Raw genomic sequence first — 21337 nt, 5'->3', positions numbered from 1 at the left:
ACCAGACAGCAGACTCACCATGAAGGCGCTGGAAATGGCATGGGAAACGCGTGGCAAGCCAGCCGGAGTGATGTTCCACAGCGATCAGGGCAGTCATTATACGAGCCGGCAGTACCAACAGTTGCTGTGGCGATACCGGATCAAGCAAAGTATGAGCCGGCGTGGGAATTGCTGGGATAATAGCCCAATGGAACGCTTCTTCAGGAGCCTGAAAAATGAATGGGTGCCAGTGACGGGTTACATAAGCTTTAGCGATGCAGCTCGCGCAATAACGGACTATATCGCTGGATATTACAGTGTGTTCAGACCGCACGAATATAACGGCGGGTTGCCACCAAACGAATCAGAAAACCGATACTGGAAAAACTCTAAAACGGTGGCCAGTTTTTGTTGACCACTACACCGCTATGGTAAACGTATGGTAGATCCCCGCAAAGGTGCTGGGATGTTCAGATATGAAACCAGAATGTTTAAATTACGATTTAACAAGCACACGATGCAATATGAATATAAAGAATACACACTTGAAGTTGTGGTGCGTGAGTCCGACTGGACAATTTCTCATTTCAAATATTTTTGATTAGTGCTACAGGAATACTTACATGTTTAATTTCCAAAATGACGATTTTACCTTTGCGGTATCTCCTTTCGAGCGTGTAACCGATCACGAAATCGATCCAGTTGAACACCGCTGGGACTGGATTAAGTCATGGATCGAGTTCTCAGTAAGTGGTTTGAAAGTGCAGTTTAAAACCGACTTTTCCGTCGGTGAACTTAAAATATTGCGGGAGCAGTTTTCATTACATCACGATGCATTAATTGCACAGCGTGAAGTAAAACCGTATGAGTTTCGCAGTTTAAACCTGCAACTCAATATGGATATCAGAAAAGTAACAGGCGGGGATGGCGTAATGATTGATTTTGTTCTTCGCCCGGAACCCCACGCCGACAGCGTTCAGGTTAAAGGTGACTTTGGTCTTAATGAGAGCTATTTCCCTGACATTCTGAAACGGCTTGATGAAATGATTGAATGGCAGAATTAAAATTTTATGCCATGTCATTTATTTTATAAAAACACCCATGATGGCGGCGATAATTCTCTTCCTTATAAAATATTTCCCCCAGACTACACATCGGGTAGCCTGTGCTGCCCCTCAGTCAGTTATGCAAACAGCCAGCATCCGGCATCAGCCGACTCAATAGTCAGCGGCTTTTTGCCCTTGTTGACAGGATGACGTGAAAAAAGAGGACATTTTCCAGGGGAAATAGTCGTCAAGGGTAAACCCTGCGGGCTGAACGTTACATTCCTGGAAGGATTTTTCAGACATTTCAGCGATATCGTCAGCTTCATACAGCTCCTGCAAGATATCACCGTCATTAATTTCGATTTTCTTCAACAGGAACGTGGTCACCCGCGGCTGCTCCCGACGGACAAATTCCCCCACTGCATTAGCCGTATCAGTCATATCACTCACCAGATTTTATCCTCCGGGCGAACTGTCAGATTATAACGATACACGGTACGGAAGCTGATTTGTGCAATATCATTGCTCAGAATAACCCACCCCACGACCGGCACGGCCCGCCCCCCAGATTGTTAACCCAGAAAATTTTCAGCCCGCGCAAGCTAAAGGATTTTGCCGTCAGGGTTGGCAGAATGCGCCGCTGAAATTTATATGACAAATGTTTGCGGAAAAACAGTGAGGCCACGGACCTACCCTCTGTTGCCGTATTAGGTTTACACGGCACGGCAATATTGTTGTTGCCCTGGCTCAGCGCCGCAACAGCCGCAATGTCCTGTACGCCTGACTGTTTTTCGGTCTCTTCGATCAGAACCCAAAACAACAGTTCCTGCGGGGTCAGGTCCGATAACCCATTGAATACCAGGTTCCATTCAGTTGTTCTGTTGTATCCATAGCGACAGATTTATTTCACTGATTGTTTAACAGGTTTTGAGTGTAGCACTCGCCTAATCTGGAGTTAAACGGGTTTTTCCGGCCACATAATATCCACCGCGTCCAGCGCCTGGATGTATTTCATCCACGCAATCAGGCGGGTTTTGTCTTCATCGCTGATGATGTCAAGCTCAGGTTCCGTCTGCCACAGGCTGATGGTGGACTGGGCTTCCGTCCGCAACAGCGCCTTCTGCTGTTCTGACAGCGCCGTTCGTTGCTCCGGGGTTAACGCCGGTTCGTCTTCCCACACCGGGCGACCACCCGCCACGCCCAGCCACTGGCCGTCGGGCGGGATTTGCTTCCAGTAACTGGCCGCTTCGGCTGTCGTGGCCGGTACGGCATCCGAAGGCCAGGTGTCATCGTTACAGGTGCCGTCGTCTTTCCATTCCGACGGAATAAGGGATTTCAGCGAGGGTGCATTCATGAATGTGTCCGACCGAAACGGGCGGTCAGCCAGGCGCTGGGGTTACTGGCGGTGTCCACGCGGCACTGCCCGTCATTGAGATTGACGGGAGACACGGTGCCGATATGGATCAGGTTGCGCAGCAGGCGCACAATGTTGGGGATTTGTCAGTTCATGGCGCGAGATTGACAGTCTTAAAAAGCGCCAGCAAGGGAACGTCATTTGCTTATGGATGAGTGAACACATGCTATGAAATTAAATCATTGGTTAAAATGGAGCATCGTCATCATCGGATGGTGGGTTAAAAGTAACGACTCTAACAAATTGATTCTTCCAGTCCGTAGGAAGCATAACTTTAAGTGCGCCATTCTCAAATACATCTCTGTCTACACGAATGCATTTTTTAGATTTATTATTATCAAAGTCATAATATCCTTCGGGTGAGAAATCCTCATCCAATATATAACCTCTTGCAGAAAGTAGGCTACTTAGCTCATCGAGATTATAAAATACAACTCTGTAGGTAATATTAGCCGCTTTTTTTATTGCTTCAAATGCTGGATGATAAAGCATTAATATGTCGCTAACCTGAGCTGGGTTTTTCCTTTCCTTAACAAGCACATTGACTAAGCTACGTAAAGTCTCACCACTATTTTTAATATCACTGATTAGCTCACTTTCTAATTTTCTTGAATTAGTTATTAAAAGCCTTTGAAACAAACCAGCCCATTGCTCTCTTAAGTATCTTGTAATATCCTCAACAGTTTCAAATGGCTCAACAGGATTACCCACATCCAGACTGTAGACATCATGAATAAAGTCAAATATTTTATTATTGTCCACAGAAACTGGGACAATCCCCTCAAAATGCTTATTTTTTGATAAGTATAATATTCTGCATAAACAGACTTATCTACGAAGAGATAAACCTGCTTACCTCTATCAAAAGCTTCATTTATCTCATTTTGAGTAATCGATGGTTCATTATTCCGCGATTGAGTCCCAAACTTTTCGCCAATTACTGTCACTAATATATCGCATGTGTGGATTTCCCTGTAGCAAGAGAACTCATGAGGATCCTCTTTATCCCAAGGAATATGACCTCGTTCGAAAATAATAGGGTCATAACCCATTTATTTCACAAAACGCTCAGGACTTGCTCGCATAGAACGTAAATCAAAAAAGGTAGAACTAATGAAAACCCTTGGTTTAGCCATTCTTATTAACTCAAATTTATTTAATGATCCTTTGTAAGGGTTGCGATGATAAGAGTTTTGAACACATCATTATTATCGCTGCTAATCCCAGGCAGAGGGCGGTGATCAAACTGAACTTTTTTTATATTTTTTCCGGGCTATCTTTCAAGCCAAAGTGATGAATAAAAGCTATTCGCTGCAGTTGACTGGTAAAATTAACCTCTGCATGTGGAATAGATGTTTTATTCATAGAGTCAGTAGTGCGCAGTTTGCAAACATTTCATGCAGAATCTGTTCCAGGTTCTGCGGCGGCAGGGATATCAGTGGGATCATAAAAGGCTCCAGCGTATTCACTGTCAGCTGAAGCTGAACTTTCGTCGCACAGGCAAGCAGCGTCTGCCAGTACATAATACTTTACCACTGAGTACACCGGAAGCGCTGAGTAACCATCCCGCATAATAGCGCCATTCACTTTCAGGGATCTTTCGGCATACTGAGGACGTCTGACGTGAAGCCACCATTTATGAAGCCCGTGAGTGTAACTGAAAAGCAAAATATGGCGGCATGGAGGCCAGCGACATCAGGAAAATCAAGGAGCAGGAAGACGAAAATCGTAGCCCAAAGCAAAGGTTCGCTGGCCTGAGCCCTGAGAACCGGGCACTTAAGGATGTGATCGAAAAAAACTCTGACGCCAGCAGTAAAGCGGGAGCTGGTCAGGCATGTGCTTCAGTCATTTTCTCTCAGTATTCGTCAGGCCTGCCGGGCGCTGTCACTGAGCAGTATGGTTTATCATAACCGTCCTGATATGTTGTGCGATGAACCGGTCATTGCTGCCCTTCAGCAGGCGGCAGAACGTTATCCCTGCTACGTTTTCAGATACCGCGTCGCCGGGGCTATGCGTTGAATCACAGGAGAGTGCGCCGTATTTACCGCCTGCTGAAGCTGAACTTTCGTCGTAAAGGGAAAAAGCACCTGTCCAGGCGGGATCCCTTACCGCTGGCTGTGCCGGAGACGCAGAACCAGTGCCGGCCGCTGGATTTCATGCATAATGTGCTGACCTGTGGCCAGCGTTTTCGCATGTTTAAGGTTGTGGACAACTGTCACCGCGAAGCGCTAACGGTAGAAATCGACCTGAATATTCCCGCGCAGCGGGCAGTACGCGTACCGGACAGACTTATAAATAATAATCAAACAACTGGGTGCATCACCCTTTTGACAGCCTCACCCTCTGGCAGAACAAAAAGGGAGGCGGTGATTGAGACCCATTACGAAACAGCCAGAAAACGATACCCAATCTGACAGGGATAAGCTTATTTAGCAGGCTGTGTAGCCATGTCAGTAGCACGGGTAGCACAGTGATTGACCAGATATCATTCAAATGATAATTGTTATCATCTTTAATCAGCCCGGATGATCAGAAATGCATAAAAAAGACCTTAGTACGGCGGGTTCATGTTGCATTGTCGGCGGCGGCCCCGCTGGATTAATGCTGGGATATCTGCTGGCACGCCGCGGTATCCCGGTAACGGTGCTGGAAAAACACGGCGACTTCCTGCGGGACTTTCGTGGCAATACCCTCCACCCCTCGACGCTGGAGATTGTCCGGCGACTGGGCTTTCTGGATGAACTGCTGGCCATCCCCCATCAGAAAGCTGAGAAATTATATACTGAAATCAACGGGAAAGAGGCCACGCTGGCGGACTTCAGTCGCCTGCCAACCCACTGTAAATATATCGCCTTTATGCCACAGTGGGACTTTCTCAATCTGATCAACAGCAAAGCGTCCACGTTACCCGAATTTAGGCTGATTCGAAATGCGACGGTAAGCGGACTGATTGAAGAACAGGGAACGGTCAGAGGCGTGCGCGCCGCGGTTAACGGTGAAATGCGCGAGTTTCGCAGCGAACTGGTGATCGGCTGTGACGGACGTGATTCTGTTGTACGTGAGTTGGCGGGCCTGAAGGTACAGCGCTTTGGCGCGCCCAGGGACGTCCTGTGGCTAAAAATTGCCAGACGCTCTGACGATCCCGAAGCGTCAATGAGCCATCGTGGAGCACAGAAAAACTTTATTATGATCGATCGTGGTAGCTACTGGCAGTGTGGCTATTCGATTACCAAAGGCAGTCTGCCAGCGCTGCATGAGGCAGGACTTCCGGCGCTTTTACAACAGGTGGCTGAGGTCTCTCCCTTTGGCATGCACCGGTTACAGCAGGACATCACCAGCTGGGAGCAGGTCAGCTTATTGAAGATCCGAATTGATCGGCTGGAAAAATGGTCGAAACCCGGTCTGCTTTGCATCGGGGATGCAGCCCATGCCATGTCACCCATCGGTGGTGTTGGTGTAAACCTGGCGATTCAGGACGCGGTGGCTGCCGCGAACCTGCTTTCAGGTCCGCTGAAATCAGGCCGTCTGACCCTGAAAGATGTGCAGAAAGTGCAGCGCCGCCGGATTTTCCCGACCTGGGCAACCCAGTCATTGCAGATAATGATCGGCAAAGCCGGTCAAAAGCCACGCCGCAAACCACCCGGAAAAATGGAGTTGTGGTTACGTCAACGCAAATTTCTTTCCCGGCTTTCCGGCAGGCTGATTGGCATGAGTTTTTTCCTTGAGTTGCCGGACAGCGACTGAACCGGCAACATTACCGTATCTTCAGCCGGTGATAACCACCGGCATGACGTCAGGCGTCAGGATGAGCTTTTCCCTCTTCGATGAAATCTTCGTCAATTTCCTCGCTGTTTGCTTCATTATCGCGGCCAGACAGCAGGTTCCAGCAGGCAATAAACAGTGCGGCAATCAGCGGCCCAATCACAAAGCCATTGATACCATAGATCTCCATTCCGCCCAGCGTGGAGATCAGAATCAGATAGTCAGGCATTTTGGTATCTTTTCCCACCAGCAGCGGGCGCAGAATATTGTCAACCAGACCAATCACCACTACGAAAAACACCACCAGGAAAATCCCCTGCCAGATCATGCCTGAGAAAAAGAAATAGGCTGCAGCAGGCACCCAGACAATCGCAGAACCAACCGCGGGTATCAGCGAGAGAAAGGCAATCAGCGCGCCCCACAGCAGGCTTCCTTCAATCCCGGTGAAGTAAAACGCCAGACCGCCGAGCACTCCCTGAACCAACGCCACGACCACCGTTCCTTTCACCGTCGCCCTGGATACCGCAGCAAACTTGACCAGCAGGTGATGTTTAACATATTCAGTCAGCGGCAGGGATCGCAGGATCACATTGACCAGCCAGGAGCCATCCTTGAGCAGGAAAAACAGCAGGTAGAGCATGATGCCGAAACCCACCGCAAAGCTCAGGCTACTTTTACCGATCATAAAAACACTGCCGGCCAGATACTGCCCGCCCTGAAGTGCCACCTGCGACAATTTTTGTTGGATGCTGGCTGCCGTATCCAGATGATGCTGGGCCAGAGAATGTTTTACCCACAGGGGGAGATGCTGCATGACGTCCGCCAGAACGGCAGGCAGTTGCGTATTGTTATGCTGCAACCGATCATAGACGTTATTAAATTCCACCGCCATGGAAGACAGGACAATCGCCAGCGGCGTAATAACAATCACGCATATCACCACCACGGTGACCAACGCGGCCAGGCCATTTCTCTTTGCAAAAAGCGGTTTCAGCCGGCTGTTCATTGGATAAAAAATCACCGCCAGAATAGCCGCCCACAGCACGGAAGAGTAATACGGCTCTACAATATCGAAAAAAGCCACGGTAACAATAAAAAGGATCAGGATGAAAAATCCTTTTGACAGGCCTTTGAATCTCATTGTTATTCCCCAGGAACTTACGGTTATGCCAGCTAACGAAGCATAGAACGACTGACCGCTTTTGCAATATTTAAGGGAAGTGCAGCAATGCCGTGTTTGACACGGAGCCTGGGAGGAGAAGATAACTCAGGCAACAAAATCTGATGGCCCAAAACAGCGCCGCCCCTGGCACGTATCTCAGATGACCGGTTGCAGCAGGTAAGGCTAACCGCTTTAGCGCTTTCCTGCGTAATACGCCGTTTGTCACTACTGATAAACGTCCCCTTTCCCCGCGGGTTTTCTGAAACCGGCCAGAAAGGGGACGTCGCGTTATCAGGCCAGTTTCACCGGCCACTGATTCAGCACAATGCCTCTCTTCTGTGCACCTTCACCAAAGTCCTCCAGAACGGCTTTTACATCAGGATCGATGTATTCCGCATTATCATAATCCACGATAACAACGCTATTCTCCGGGATCTCTGACAGCAGCGTTTTCAGACGGGGATTGTGCAAAAACGTCAGGTTCTGCTGAAAACGCAGAACATAGTGATCGTCATAGCGGGTCAACAGCAGCGCATTGCGGTGGCTCTTGTAGACGCTGAACAGGATCTGTGTCGCCAGACCGATCCCGATCCCCGCCAGCATACCAAACAGTAAAATACCGCCGATGGTGGTCAGGAATGGGACATATTGTTGGGCACCTTTACGCACATGTTCAACAAACAGCCCAGGCGTCGCCAGCTTATAGCCGGTGTGGAGCAGTACGGCTGCCAGGCTCGCGAGCGGAATGGCATTTAGCAAATTACTGAACCAGAGACCACAAACCAGCAGCAGCACGCCGTGCAGCAAAATCGAAATTTTACTTTGCGCCCCCGCACTGACATTTACCGAGCTGCGCACGATCACCGCGGTGATTGGTAACCCCCCCAACAAGCCACTGATCAGATTACCAATACCCTGAGCGCGCATCTCTTTATCTGGCGATGGTGGAGGAGTTTGGGAACGGAGCTTTTTCAGCGCCTCCTGACTCAGCAGCGTTTCCAGGCTGGCAACCACCGCCAGCGTCACGGCGACGACATACACCGCGGGGTTCTGCCACGCCATCCAGTCAGGGCGTTTCAGCTCTCCTGTCAGCGCCTGAATGCTGTCAAATGATGGCAGGGAAATACGCGGCAGATTGCCCATGATTTCCGGGAATATTTTGCCGCCGAATACCGTCACCAGGCAGCCAAACAGTACCGCCATCAGGGGGCCTGGGATCCAGCTTAATACCTTGATTTTTTTCACTGCTGGCGTGGACCAGAACCACAGGATCAATAATCCGGTGACCGAAACGACAATGGCCGGAACCGACACGCTGAAAGCACCACCCGTGACCATATCGCTCAGTTCACTCTCTTCTGCGGCACCAATGGCTACCGGGATTTGCTGAGTAATCAGTAAAATGCCGATGGCTGCCAGCATCCCCTTAATCACCGTGCCTGGCACCAGCGTGATAAAGCGCCCGGCCCGCGCAAGGCCAAGTAAAAATTGCAGAACGCCTGCAATAATCAGCGCCAGCAATAAGGCAGAAAACGATCCCAGCGTCTCAATGGCACCGGTAACAATGGTTACCAGTCCGGCAGCGGGACCGCTCACAGCAAACTTTGATGGACTGAACGTCGTCACCACCAGGCCACCGATCACGCCAGTCAGTAAGCCAACAAAAGGGGGAAGACCGCTGGCCTGCGCGATGCCCAGACAAAGCGGCAGCGCAACCAGAAACACGACCAGACCTGCGGGCAGGTCCTTACGAAGTGTGGATAAATTCATGCCTGAGGCTCCTGTGCATTCTGTTGAATCAACTCTTTCAGATGGCCGGTGTGCAGGTCATAAACGCAGCCGAAAATATCCAGCTGTACGCCATCACGCCATGCGGCTAATACCGGTTCGGTTCGGATCAGATGCGCAAATTGCGCCAGCACATTTGCCTCTACCAGCTGGTTGAGCCGCTGGGTTTCGTCTTCGGTGTTGCTGGCTTCAACCAGACCCGGTGCCAGGGCTTCACGCAGCTGGGTGATACGCCGGGCCAGCGGGGAATTCTCATCGGACAGGGGAATATTGGGCAGTGAAAGCGCCGCCTGAACACCACCGCAGCCATAGTGCCCACACAGCACAATCCGTGAGACTTTTAGGTACTCAAGGGCATATTGCAGCACGCTCATGAAGTTATCGTCATCACTGACAACCATATTGGCGATATTGCGGTGGACAAAAAGTTCGCCAGGATGCGCTCCGGTCAGGACTTCTGCGGGTACCCGGCTGTCAGAGCAGCCTATCCACAAGGAATGCGGCTGCTGTGAATGCACATTCTGCCTGAAATACTGAGGATTACGTTGGCGGCGCTGTAAGGCCCAACTGCGATTTTTCGCTAATAAAGGTTTAAGTGTCGTCAAAATACAGTCTCTCTTTCAGGATACCAGGTTATAAACCTGGCTCCAGATTCAATTTACACAGGAGATAAGAGGAAGATCCTCCTCAATCAGTATGTACATAACCTTTGAAATAAGTTCTGACATTTTGGACGCATCGTGAAACATTAGGAATATTCTTAAGAAGATAATATATGCAGGCTTGAATTTTTTATTAAAACCACTTCGCAGCAGTGTTTTACTCTTCATTAATTTTCAATATTAAAATCTAAAAAATAATAATTAAAAATTAAATTACATTTAAAATTTGATAAAAAACAATTAGTTAAATTAAAAAAAACAGGGCAAAACACTTCCAAAAAAATGGCAGTGTAAGTGCATGCCATGGCTGACAAAACCTTGCTTAAAATAGCATCACCCGCCTTAATATCGTCATATTTTCATTTTCAAAAAATCAGTTTTAAAAGAAAAAAGCAGATCGTTAATTAATAACTCTATTTATCAGTTAACGTCAGAAACACGGTGAAATATTTAAACATCTTTACATTAATGGCTTTTTCCATTAAACATACCCGCCAAAATAATAGTCCAAAGCTGGAAATAAATTGCGGATACTGTCATTGAGTGTCTGGTTCATACCTGTGTTACCAGCAGATTATTCGGTTCAGGAATTGAGAGCGCTGAAAACAGTGATACATCGGGCAATGCCTGACGCTGTAAGCTGTGCCGCTCCGCAGTAAAAAAGGTCCGCTGTAGAAGCAGGCTGGCCATCCTGAAGACCAGGGTAATAACAGACAGGGCAAACAGGACAGACAGGACAAACAGGACGGACAGGACAAACAGGGCAGACAGGACAAACAGGACAAACAGGGCAGACAGGGCAAACAGGACAGACAGGACAGACAGGACAGACAGGACAGACAGGCGACAACCTGGCCGATTTAAGCACAGAGGGAAGTGGTGAACAGACTGGCCAGCCGCATCTGTACTTCACAGATATCTGGCTGGCCAGCGCTGGTAATGAGCCTCAGTTTTTCATTAAGGACGTGCTTTTCCCAAAACCGTGTTACTGCGTCTGGAGGTTTTGTTAATGCTGTGGGCCTCAGTATCCAGCCAGTCTTTCAGATAATGTTCGATCTGCTCCAGACTGCGGTTACGGGTTTCCGGCACGCACCTGATGACAAAAAATGCTCCCACCACGCCAACGGCGGCGAAAAGGAAGAAGGTCCCCGCAAGCCCAATCCAGGCGAGCAGTACAGGGAAAAACAAGGAAATCAGGAAGTTGGCAATCCACATTGCGAAAACTGCCCCGCCCATAAAAATACCACGGAGCCGTGTTGGGAAAATTTCGGACAGCAGCAACCACGTCACGGGCGAGAGCGCTCCCTGTTGAAAACTGAGAAACATTAACATCCCGGCAAGCACCATATAGGCACGCAACGCATCCGGTTGCCCATTGACCGTTTCAGGAAGCAGATAGCTTACGGCACCGATAAATACCAGACAGGCGGTACAACCAAACTGGCCAATCATGGTCATGGTACGACGGCCGATTTTCCCCAGCATCCAGATACCGACAAAAGTCATCAATACCGACACCACACCGTTTGCTATGGTGGCAAACAGCGCGGCGTTATCAGACATCCCCACCGAGGTCAGTACCGTTGGCGCGTAATACATAATGGTATTGACACCCGTCAACTGCTGGATTACCGCGATACCAATACCGATCAGAAACAGTTTTAACAGCCAGGGTTTCGTCAGCTCGCGCAATCGTGGTTTCCCCAGAGAACCTTGCTCATCAAGCGTTTCAGTGATCTCCATCAGCTCCCATTCGACATCTTCTTTGCGGCGAGTGCGTTCGAGTATGCTGCGGGCTTCAGCAAAACGACCTTTCATCACATACCAGCGTGGCGTGTCAGGCATGAACAGCATGCCGACCCATAACAACACGGCAGGTAACGTTGCCACCACCAGCATCCAGCGCCAGGTGCTCTCCCCCCCCCAAATCTCATGAAATGCCGCGTTGGAGATATACGCCAGCAGTTGGCCAGAGACGATCATCAGTTCCTGTAAGGTCACCAGCTGACCACGTTTATTGGCAGGTGCCATCTCAGCAATATAAACAGGTACCGTCGCCGCTGCGCCACCAACGGCCACGCCAAGAATAAGACGAAAGAAAACCATCCAGTTTACGTCCGGGGCCAGTGACGTCCCTAACGCACCAATTGCAAAGATCACCGCCAGCCACAAAATGATTTTCTTTCTGCCGGCGGCAGCGGCCATATGGCCGGACAGCAAGGCCCCCAGCGCGGCACCAAAAAGAAGCGAACTGGTTACCAGCCCGGTAGTAAAGGGCGTGAGATGAAGTTCCTTGCCCATGAAAAGCAATGCGCCAGAAATAACCCCGGTATCATAACCAAAAAGCAGACCACCTAACGTTGCGATAAGCGCAACAACCTTAACAAACGGCGCTGTAGGAGCGTCACTGTTTGGGCCAGATGCCCTGTTAAGCGTGAGATATTGTTCTTTAGTCATAGAAGACTCCAGTCACCTGCTGTAATAGGAATAAATTCAGATGTTGTTTGAGTGCAAAGGTATTTGCCTCATTACCTGTAAACTCACAGAGGTAATTTAAACTAAATATTTCATATAATCTAACCATGAAATATTGATTTTGCGTATTGGATCATGTTTTGTTGCTATTTTGTTTAAAATAACTCACAGGTACTATTTTCAAACTGAGCTGAGGTGAGAATAAAATGGAATAGCTTAACTTATTTCATTGATTTAAATGAATAATATAAAAAAAGTATTTTTTTACCTGAAAAACAATCATCATTGTTTTTTAAATTATTAATTTCGTAAAAAATATAAATGAAAAAAATTAACATAGCATCTCATTCACAGAAGGCGTTACTGGACGCATTTCACGGGGAGAACTTAACGCCGGGAGAGGGAGCCGCTACCTGTCTTGTCATAGTGACATTCACAGCCAACAGGCAGGCTGACCATGCTACAGCCACGTAGTTTCAGGACAGAAATGAAAAGGCCGCGTACAGATGCGGCCTTTATTTAATAAGACATCATATCCCGGCGGTTTCCCGAATATATTTTCGTGCCTTGATCGCGTATTCAAGGGGGTTAGCTATTGCCGGATCCTGTTCTGCTTCGACCACTATCCAGCCCTTGTATCCATTTTCATTTAACACTTTGAAAACAGGATCAAAATCAATAACTCCGTCACCAGGAACGGTAAAAGTCCCTTTCCTTACGCCGTCCAGAAAAGACAGTTTTTCACGGCGTACCTGCTCAATTATCGCTGGACGGACATCTTTCAGATGAACATGATTAATCCGTGAAAAATGTTTTTTAAGGATATCCAGCATGGCAGCTTCGTTCCCTTCCGAATACCAGGCATGGCCAGTGTCGTAGAGCAGAAAAACATTTTCATCGACCAGGGAGAGAAATTTATCAATCTCCTGGGTGGTCTGGATGCCCGTTCCCATATGATGATGCAGACAAACCTGCATACCCTTTTCAGCAGCAAGTCTTCCCAAAGTGTTGTAGCCCTCGGCGACTTTTTGCCACTCATCCTCACTGAAACAGGGCTTATCGTCACCCAGCACTGGCAGTCCGGTCCCCTGGATACTGCCGCTCTGTTCTGAGCAACCAATCACCTTTGCTCCCATGGCGTGCAGAAAATTCATATGGTTAACAAATTCATCGATGGTTTTCTCTCGCTTCCCCTCGGCGAAAAAGGTACTGAACCACGCATTGCAAATCTCAATTCCCCGAATTGCCAGCATCGGGCGGAGCACCGCCGGATCGCGGGGGTATTTACTGCCTACCTCACTGCCGGTAAATCCTGCCAGCGCCATTTCACTGACGATTTGCTGAAAGGTGTTTTCCCCACCCAGCTCCGGCATATCATCGTTTGTCCAGCCAATCGGCGCGATAGCCAGTTTGACATGTTCATGATTCATTATCGTACTCCCGTCAGTATGTCGTGATGACACGGCCATTCGCGCTGAAGCGGACCCGGTGTTTCCACTGCCTGATACTGCATCTTTTCCTGATAACCCAATAAAGACGCCGCCACAGAGGTTTCGCCGTCTGCGTTGACATCGCACCGCTGCACAGCCTGTCCGCTCCTGCGGGTGGCGCTTATGTCGGTTATCACACCATCCAATGTCATTTTCATCGTCGTTACCTGTCAGTAAAGATGGCGGCCTGTACCATGCTTATTGCTGATAGAACGCCGGACGCTCAGGAAGAGTGATATTGACCGTCTCACCGGTTTCCTGCGCTTTCAGACAGGCATCGGCAGCAACGGACGCGGCAAAACCATCCCATGCTGACGGACCGGACAGCTTTCCGGCTTTAACATCGTTGATAAAGTGCTGTAGCTCAGTGTCGTAGGCTTTGATGAAGCGATCTTTCCAGTCCATTAAAACAGACGTGGACAGCTTCGCCGCCGAGCGGAGCCTGACAGAAGATGGCTCTGGCAAACTTGCGATGCCCTTTTCCCCGACAACTTCACATTGAATGTCGTAGCCATAACGGCAGTTCACAAAGATTTCCACATCAATCAGGATGCCTGACTGGGTTTCAAGCAACACAATCTGCGGATCTTTCAACCGGGCATGTGTGGCAGAGGTGGCACGGGGAAAACGTATCTGAACAGAGCGGTAGTCATCGTTAAGAAGCCAGCGAAGCGCATCTAATTCATGGATAAGCGTACTGGTGATCGCCATATCCGTGGTGTAGTTTTCGCCCACCTCAGGATTGCGGTGAGCACAATGCAGCATCAGAGGTACGCCAATTTCACCGCTGTCGATGACGAGCTTCAACGCCTGATAGCCTTCATCGTAGGGGCGCATAAATCCAACCTGCACCAGACGTTTTCCTGCTTTAATTTCAGCATCGACAATACGCCGGCATCCCTCTGCGGTCACTGCCAGGGGTTTTTCGCAAAAAACGGGTTTACCGGCTGCTATGGCGGCAAGCACATATTCTTCATGCGTCGGGTCCCAGGATGTCACCAGAACCGCATCAACGTCACTGGCTTTAATCACCTCATAAGCGTCAGAGTAGGATTCCGCGTTTATACCTGATAACTCAATAGCCGCACGCACGCTGTCAGCATTGATATCCGACACCGCCACAACGGTTGCCCCCTGTAATGTGTGGGTGCAACGACGAATATGTTCCTTGCCGATAGCGCCAGCACCAATCACGCCAAGTTTTAACGTCATGTTCTTTCTCCTGCGATATTGTAGGGTTCAGGGTAGTTATTGGATTAGTAATCTCGTGCCTGAGCGCGCTTTTCATTGAGCTGTTGAGCAACGTTGCGGATCCGTTCTGACAGTGCCGTTTGCGCCACGCCAACATTCCACCAGCTGCCATAACCGTGGATCATGGTCTTCGGCAACACTTTGATATCAATCAGCGTACTGCCCGCTTCATTCCGGGCGGCATCGATTGCATGATGCAGTTGCTCCAGGGTGGTAACCCGCCAGGTTTTACAGCCGTAACCTGATGCAATAGTGGCGAAGTCAACGGGAACAAAGCCGCCCTGTAACTTTCCACTCTCCGGGGAGCGATAGCGAAATTCAGTACCAAAGCTGTTCATGCCGTGCCCCATTTGCAGGTTGTTAATACAGCCATTGGTCATGTTATCGAACAGCACAATATTGATTTTTGCCCCCTCCTGAAGGGAGGTGACGAGTTCGGAGTGCAGCATCATGAACGAGCCATCACCGACCAACGCATAGACCTCACTTTGCGGCTGTGCCAGCTTCACCCCCAGGGCGCCGTTTACCTCATAGCCCATACAGGAATAACCGTATTCGACGTGATACGTGTTGCTCGCACGGTTGCGCCAGACCCGTTGCAGATCCCCCGGCAGACTGCCCGCCGCCGCCACAATAATGGCATCCTCCGCCAGAGTGTTGTTCAGTACGCCAAGCACGCTGCTTTGCGTCAGCGTTGAGTCGGTGATATGCCGGAATTCCCGGTAAACCGAGGTGCGATCCAGATGATCGTCAATTTCTGGCACGAAATTCGACGCCTGCCAGACCGCCTGATAAACCCGCTGCGTTTCCTTCAGCTGACTGCCCTGCAGCGTGCTGATGCGATCGCCCCAGCCAGCACGCCAGCTGTCGCCAGCCAGTGCTGTCGCAAGGGAATGCAGAGCCTCTCGCGCATCGGCCAGTAGCGGAATGCCATCAAGTTTTCCAGCGTCGAAGTTGCTGACGTTGATATTCAAAAAACGCACGGAAGGATGCTGAAAGATCCATTTTGATGAGGTGGTGAAATCGCTGAAACGCGTACCGATACCGATAACCAGATCGGCCTCTTTTGCCAGCAGGTTAGCCGCCAGACAGCCCGTCTCCCCGACGCCTCCCACATTCATCGGATGGGAAGAAATGACCGTGCCTTTTCCCGCCTGCGTCTCTGCGAAAGGAATGCCATAGCGGCTGGCAAACTGTGCCAGCGCCTCGCCCGCCTCCGAATATTTCACACCGCCTCCGCAAACGATAAGCGGCTTGTGGCTCGCTTTTATCGCGGCGATCGCGTCTGCCAGCTGGGCTGGGCTGGCAGGACGACGATCCAGCAAATGTACCCGCCGGGAAAAAAAGGATTGCGGATAATCCCACGCCTCTCCCTGCACATCCTGAGGCAGGCAGAGCGTAACCGCACCGGTTTCAGCCGGATCGGTAAGAACACGCATGGCATTGAGACAGGCGCTCATCAGCTGTTCCGGGCGGGTAACGCGGTCCCAGTATTTGCTGACCGGCCGGAACGCATCGTTGGTGCTGATGCTGAGATCGTGGCTTTGCTCAATTTGTTGCAGAACAGGATCGGGCTGGCGGGTTGCGAACACATCGCCAGGCAGCAGTAGTAAAGGAATATGATTAGCGGTGGCAGTGGCTGCGGCAGTGATCATATTCGCCGCGCCGGGGCCAATGGACGAGGTACAGGCAATAATCTGACGTCTCAGCGACTGTTTGGCGAACGCGGTTGCTGCATGTGCCATGCCCTGCTCGTTACGCCCCTGGTACAGCCGAAGCTCGCCACTGTCCTGCTCCAGCGCCTGGCCCAGTCCCAGCACGTTTCCATGACCAAAAATGGCGAAAATACCTTTAACGAACTTAAGCTCCTCACCATCCACTTTCAGATACTGATTATCGAGAAACTTAATCAGCGCCTGCGCCATCGTCAGTCTCAGTTTGCCCATATTACACATTCCTTTTTCGGTCGGTATTTATTGCAGGGTTGGCCTGACTCAATAAAGGGAAACGGTTGTGTTGCCCTGAGAATGGCTATCTCCCTCTGTAATAATTCTGGATTATAGGCAAACATTTTTTTCATTAAACAAAAATACAGAAAAAATATTTCATTTTGCGATAAGGATCAAACTCTGGTGTCATTTTGGCCGCTATCGCGACGCTGATTGTGCGAGGAAGCTCGAATAAAATGGACGAAGAAAAAAAATAAACCCTTTAAATTCAATAAAAAATAGACATTTACTTCACAGAGCATCGCCACACCACTGGAAGAAAGTTCGCCCTTTTAGCTGGGGGCGTTTTGCGTGAAAGAGTGATAGCACCTTCACAATTTTGAATGTTTAATTTCAAATATATTTGCAAATGAAATATTTATTTCTCAAAATAACACTATCCCTCTACCCTCAGACTGTTAGCGGGAACGATGTCGGTCAGTGGCCGATTCGACCAGCTGTCATGCAAAAGGAAACTCCAGCGATGAATGCAGAAGTAAAGCGGCTTGATGTCATTTGTATCGGCCGGGTGGCCGTGGATCTCTATGCACAACAGATTGGCGCAAGGCTGGAGAACGTGACCAGTTTTTCAAAATATCTGGGTGGTTCATCTGGTAATGTCGCCTATGGCACGGCTATACAGGGGCTGAAGTCCGCCATGCTGGCTCGCGTGGGTGATGAACACAATGGCCGCTTCCTGCGGGAAACACTGAACGGTGCAGGCGTTGACACTGAATATCTGATCGCGGATAAAACGCGCCTGACCGCGCTGGTTATGTTGGGCATCAAGGATCAGGAGACTTTTCCGCTGATTTTTTATCGCGATAACTGCGCCGATATGGCACTGACTCCCGAAGATATCAATGAAGACTATATTGCATCCTCACGGGCGCTCGCCATCACCGGCACACATTTATCCCATGCCAGTACGCGTGCCGCGGTGTTGAAAGCGCTTGAGTACGCTAAACGCCACGGCTTACGCACCGCGCTGGATATCGATTATCGTCCTGTTCTGTGGGGCCTGACCACGCTGGGTGATGGCGAAACGCGTTTTGTGGAGTCAGGCGACGTCACCCGCCAACTTCAGGAAGTGTTGCATCTGTTTGATCTGGTAGTAGGAACCGAGGAGGAGTTCCATATTGCTGGCGGCAGTACGGACACCCTGACAGCATTAAAAAACGTCCGCCGTGCCACCAACGCCACGCTGGTATGCAAACGTGGTCCCATCGGCTGCGTGGTGCTGGAAGGGAAGATCCCCGCCCGCTGGCAGGATATTCCACTGTATCAGGGCGTAAGGGTAGCGGTGTTGAATGTTCTGGGCGCGGGCGATGCCTTCATGTCCGGGCTGCTGCGGGGCTGGTTAAACAATGAAAGCTGGGAACAGGCCTGCCGGTATGCGAACGCCTGCGGCGCACTGGTCGTTTCACGTCATGGCTGTGCGCCTGCGATGCCAACACGCAGGGAACTGGATGACTATCTTGCGCGGGCGGCTTCTGTGCCCCGGCCCGATCTGGACGCGCGGCTGAATCATCTCCATCGAGTGACCAGCCGGACCCGGCAATGGTCTGAACTCTGTATCTTTGCCTTTGATCATCGTAAACAGCTGGCAGATTTGGCCACGGAAACGGGTTGCGCCGAAGCGCGCATTCCTCAGCTTAAGCGGCTTCTGCTAAACGCCGCACGGGCGGCTGCACAGGAAGCCGGGCTGGAGAATCGCAGTGGCATTCTGGCTGACGATACCTATGGCCAGGCTGCACTGAACGCCATTACCGGCGAGGGCTGGTGGATTGGCCGCCCGATTGAACTGCCGGGTTCACGCCCACTGCGCCTGGAGCACGGCAATATTGGCTCTCAGCTTATTCAGTGGCCGCGTGAGCATGTGGTCAAATGCCTTGTGTTTTATCACCCGGATGACCCGGCGTCGCTTCGCTCAGAGCAGGATGAGCTATTGCTGGAAGTGTGGCAGGCCTGTAATCAGTCGGGCCACGAATTGTTGCTTGAGGTAATTCAACCGGAGGATGGGCCACCCAAAGCAGAGCGTTGCTATTACCAAATGGTTGAGCATTTTTATCATCTTGGTATCAAAGCGGACTGGTGGAAACTGCCTCCGCTTTCCAGTGACGGTTGGCAAAAGATCGGCGCGCTGATTGAGCGTGAAGATCCTGATTGTCGTGGCATTCTGATTCTTGGTCTGGATGCGCCACCGGATGAATTACGAAGCGGTTTTGCCGCGGCGGCAGGACATCCGCTGATTAAGGGGTTCGCCGTAGGTCGGACCATCTTCGGCAGCCCTTCCCGCCGCTGGATGCAGGGTAAACTGAATGATGATGAACTGATATCAGAAGTGAAATCAAATTACCTGAATCTGATCGACTACTGGCGAGAAGCCCGTGGCTGACTGTCACCGTCGCCCGCACGTTCCGAACGGAAAGTGCGGGCTGTTTATCTGATTTTTTTTGAAACATACATCATATTTCGCAGCATAAAATGAAAAATTCACTCCATTTGGTACACTGAGCACGTTCTTCTTTTAATTTCAGAGCACAACACATGGCAAATAATCATACCCAACTCACCATACTTCAGGAGCAAATCAGGCAGCGCTACGATACCCTGAGCAAGCGTCTGAAACAGGTAGCACGCTATATTCTGGATAACAGTAACAGCGTGGCTTTCGATACGCTGGCGTCTATTGCTCAACAGGCTGATGTTCCCCCTTCCACGTTGATTCGTTTTGCCAATGCCTTCGGCTTCAGCGGTTTCAACGAAATGAAACAAATGTTCAAACAGCACCTGATGGAGGAAACCGCCAATTATACCGAGCGGGCACGCCTCTTTCGCCAGACGTCCAGTGAAGAATCATCCACGCCGGAAACCCCCACTGAGATCCTCAACATGTTTACCATGGTGAATACTCAGGCGCTGCAACAACTGGCGTTGCAGACAGCCTCTGACGAGCTGGAAAAGGCCGTTTCCCTGCTGGCAGGCGCTGATAATATTTATGTTATTGGCCTGCGTCGCTCTTTCAGCGTGGCATCTTATCTGACCTACGCGCTGCGCCATCTGGATCGTAAGGCGTTTTTGATTGATGGTCTTGGCGGCATGTTTACCGAACAGCTCAGTATGGTGGGGCCGAAAGATGTCGTGGTGGCAATTAGCTTTTCTCCCTACTCGCGGGAGGTGGTGGAGCTGGTGGAGCTGGGTGCCCAGCGTAAGGCTCGCCTGATTGCCATCAGTGACAGCCAGGTCAGTCCACTGGCCGCGTTCAGCGACGTCTGTTTTGTGGTGCGTGAAGCACAGGTCGATGGCTTTCGTTCTCAGGTTGCTTCGCTTTGCCTTACCCAGACGCTGGCCGTCTCTCTGGCCCTGAATCGTTCTGAGGAATCACAAAGCGCTCAGGCGTGATCCTTATGGCCTGTGCCACACGCCTTATAAAAATCCCGTATCGCAGAAGATACGGGATTAATTAACGCGGTACGACCATCAACCAGCCGATCAGTCTCGCCGTGGATAGCGGTCACTGTTTATCCACGCGTGATCCGCTTCCCAGCTGAACAGCCACTTACGTTCTGGTCCGGCCATCACATTCAGGTAATAACTGTCGTAACCCGCCACGGTTGCTACCGGATGATATCCCCTTGGCACCATCACCACATCCCGGTCAGTGGGGGCCATGCTGACATCAAGGCTGCGATCGTCAGTGTAAACCCGCTGAAAGGCAAATCCCTGAGGAGGGTCAAAACGATGGTAGTAGGTCTCCTCAAGCTGCGTTTCTTTACCCGGCAGCGGCGTATCATGTTTATGAGAAGGCCATGAGCTGGTTGCCCCTTCATCGGTATACACTTCAACCACCAGCAAACAGTCTGCCGCAGCGCTGTCCGGCAGAATGTTATGCACCAGGCGCTGATTACGCCCTTTGCCACGATGTTCAACGCCCACCTCCTGCGGAGGGATCGCTCTGGCGGGCAAGGTCCCCTGCGCCGGTGCACTACACACCGCCAGCTCCAGCTCAGAATCAGCGATCACTTCAACCCGATCGTGTGGCGGGACATAGACTGACCAGGGCGGCGTTCGCTCGAAGGGAGACATACGCTGCCCCAAATGGGGAAAATCACCTTTATCCGTTTTGACCGATGCCAGCCCGGCGACCAGCACCAGACAAAGCTCTCTGTCGCCACATTCAAGCGATATCTTTTCCCCCTTTTTTAACGTCCATACATCGAAGCCGATGTAACGCCAGCCGGCACTTTCCGGCGTCACGGATTGAATATGTCCTTCTTTTTTGCTTCTGGAGAGCAGTGACACAATGACCTCCTTAGT

18 protein-coding genes and 3 pseudogenes are annotated in these 21337 nt (G+C 50.4%); 7 read left to right on the top strand and 14 right to left on the bottom strand.

The window, feature by feature from the left end; all coding sequences use genetic code 11:
* Positions 1-394 (top strand): DDE-type integrase/transposase/recombinase (locus tag EB241_RS12300; RefSeq protein ID WP_148089647.1); only part of this gene is annotated, 394 nt, incomplete at its 5' end.
* A 208-nt stretch (positions 395-602) separates the two neighbouring features.
* Positions 603-1043: a WapI family immunity protein gene (locus tag EB241_RS12295; protein ID WP_124233451.1), complete on the top strand. Its 441-nt coding sequence runs from the start codon at positions 603-605 to the stop codon at positions 1041-1043.
* Between the two features lie 153 nt (positions 1044-1196).
* Here EB241_RS12295 and EB241_RS12290 read toward each other — a convergent pair whose 3' ends face one another.
* The 5 genes and pseudogenes from EB241_RS12290 to EB241_RS21985 form a co-directional block, all read right to left on the bottom strand.
* A complete protein-coding gene (locus EB241_RS12290) occupies positions 1197-1466 on the bottom strand; it encodes a DUF1493 family protein (protein ID WP_233592601.1) in 270 nt (89 codons plus the stop codon).
* A gap of 5 nt (positions 1467-1471) precedes the next feature.
* A pseudogene (locus tag EB241_RS21500) lies at positions 1472-1916 on the bottom strand (STM2901 family protein).
* 64 nt (positions 1917-1980) lie between these two features.
* Complete coding sequence (locus EB241_RS12280; RefSeq protein WP_124233450.1) at positions 1981-2379, bottom strand: tail fiber assembly protein; 399 nt, start codon at positions 2377-2379, stop codon at positions 1981-1983.
* A 246-nt stretch (positions 2380-2625) separates the two neighbouring features.
* A complete protein-coding gene (locus EB241_RS12270; RefSeq protein WP_199737355.1) occupies positions 2626-3201 on the bottom strand; it encodes a hypothetical protein in 576 nt (191 codons plus the stop codon).
* On the bottom strand, positions 3096-3491 hold the full coding sequence (locus EB241_RS21985) for a DUF4062 domain-containing protein (RefSeq protein ID WP_124233448.1): 396 nt from the start codon (positions 3489-3491) through the stop codon (positions 3096-3098). Before EB241_RS21985 ends, EB241_RS12270 begins: the two co-directional genes overlap by 106 nt.
* Positions 3492-3845: 354 nt before the next feature.
* Here EB241_RS21985 and EB241_RS12260 point away from each other — a divergent pair.
* The 3 genes and pseudogenes from EB241_RS12260 to EB241_RS12250 form a co-directional block, all read left to right on the top strand.
* Positions 3846-3998, top strand: a pseudogene (locus EB241_RS12260) (IS3 family transposase); the annotation flags it as partial.
* Between the two features lie 63 nt (positions 3999-4061).
* Positions 4062-4739: pseudogene (locus tag EB241_RS21490) on the top strand (IS3 family transposase); the annotation flags it as partial.
* Positions 4740-4974: 235 nt separating this feature from the next.
* Positions 4975-6183: an FAD-dependent oxidoreductase gene (locus tag EB241_RS12250; protein WP_124233446.1), complete on the top strand. Its 1209-nt coding sequence runs from the start codon at positions 4975-4977 to the stop codon at positions 6181-6183.
* Between the two features lie 49 nt (positions 6184-6232).
* On the opposite strand, the gene EB241_RS12245 is transcribed toward EB241_RS12250, so the two are convergent.
* From EB241_RS12245 to iolD, 8 genes are all read right to left on the bottom strand, one after another.
* On the bottom strand, positions 6233-7342 hold the full coding sequence (locus EB241_RS12245; RefSeq protein ID WP_124233445.1) for an AI-2E family transporter: 1110 nt from the start codon (positions 7340-7342) through the stop codon (positions 6233-6235).
* A gap of 312 nt (positions 7343-7654) precedes the next feature.
* Positions 7655-9133, bottom strand: coding sequence for a SulP family inorganic anion transporter (locus EB241_RS12240; protein ID WP_124233444.1), 1479 nt, complete (start codon positions 9131-9133; stop codon positions 7655-7657).
* Positions 9130-9756, bottom strand: coding sequence for a carbonic anhydrase (locus tag EB241_RS12235; RefSeq protein ID WP_124233443.1), 627 nt, complete (start codon positions 9754-9756; stop codon positions 9130-9132). The genes EB241_RS12240 and EB241_RS12235 overlap by 4 nt, the downstream gene beginning before the upstream one ends.
* A 1014-nt stretch (positions 9757-10770) precedes the next feature.
* Complete coding sequence (locus EB241_RS12225; protein ID WP_233592600.1) at positions 10771-12270, bottom strand: sugar porter family MFS transporter; 1500 nt, start codon at positions 12268-12270, stop codon at positions 10771-10773.
* Positions 12271-12818: 548 nt separating this feature from the next.
* Positions 12819-13718 carry a myo-inosose-2 dehydratase gene (gene iolE, locus EB241_RS12220; protein WP_124233442.1) on the bottom strand — a complete coding sequence of 300 codons (900 nt, stop codon included), beginning with the start codon at positions 13716-13718 and terminating at the stop codon, positions 12819-12821.
* Positions 13718-13936 (bottom strand): hypothetical protein, encoded by a 219-nt coding sequence (locus EB241_RS12215; RefSeq protein ID WP_124233441.1) that lies wholly within the window; start codon positions 13934-13936, stop codon positions 13718-13720. The genes iolE and EB241_RS12215 overlap by 1 nt, the downstream gene beginning before the upstream one ends.
* A 40-nt stretch (positions 13937-13976) precedes the next feature.
* Complete coding sequence (locus EB241_RS12210; RefSeq protein WP_124233440.1) at positions 13977-14990, bottom strand: Gfo/Idh/MocA family oxidoreductase; 1014 nt, start codon at positions 14988-14990, stop codon at positions 13977-13979.
* A gap of 44 nt (positions 14991-15034) precedes the next feature.
* The gene (gene iolD / locus EB241_RS12205; protein ID WP_124233439.1) at positions 15035-16975 is read right to left on the bottom strand and encodes a 3D-(3,5/4)-trihydroxycyclohexane-1,2-dione acylhydrolase (decyclizing); all 1941 of its coding nucleotides are present in this window, start codon (positions 16973-16975) and stop codon (positions 15035-15037) included.
* Between the two features lie 526 nt (positions 16976-17501).
* Here iolD and EB241_RS12200 point away from each other — a divergent pair.
* Positions 17502-19415 (top strand): bifunctional 5-dehydro-2-deoxygluconokinase/5-dehydro-2-deoxyphosphogluconate aldolase, encoded by a 1914-nt coding sequence (locus EB241_RS12200; protein WP_124233438.1) that lies wholly within the window; start codon positions 17502-17504, stop codon positions 19413-19415.
* A gap of 152 nt (positions 19416-19567) precedes the next feature.
* Entirely contained in the window at positions 19568-20422 is an 855-nt protein-coding gene (locus EB241_RS12195) for a MurR/RpiR family transcriptional regulator (protein ID WP_124233437.1), read from the top strand.
* A 90-nt stretch (positions 20423-20512) separates the two neighbouring features.
* Here the strand turns inward: EB241_RS12195 and iolB are convergent, their stop codons facing one another.
* A complete protein-coding gene (iolB, locus tag EB241_RS12190) occupies positions 20513-21322 on the bottom strand; it encodes a 5-deoxy-glucuronate isomerase (RefSeq protein ID WP_124233436.1) in 810 nt (269 codons plus the stop codon).
* Positions 21323-21337: the final 15 nt, after the last annotated feature.

The sequence above is a fragment of the Erwinia psidii genome (assembly GCF_003846135.1).
GTDB lineage: Bacteria > Pseudomonadota > Gammaproteobacteria > Enterobacterales > Enterobacteriaceae > Erwinia > Erwinia psidii.
Note: the sequence above shows the minus strand (reverse complement) of the source record. Positions and strands in the feature narration are given on the sequence as shown.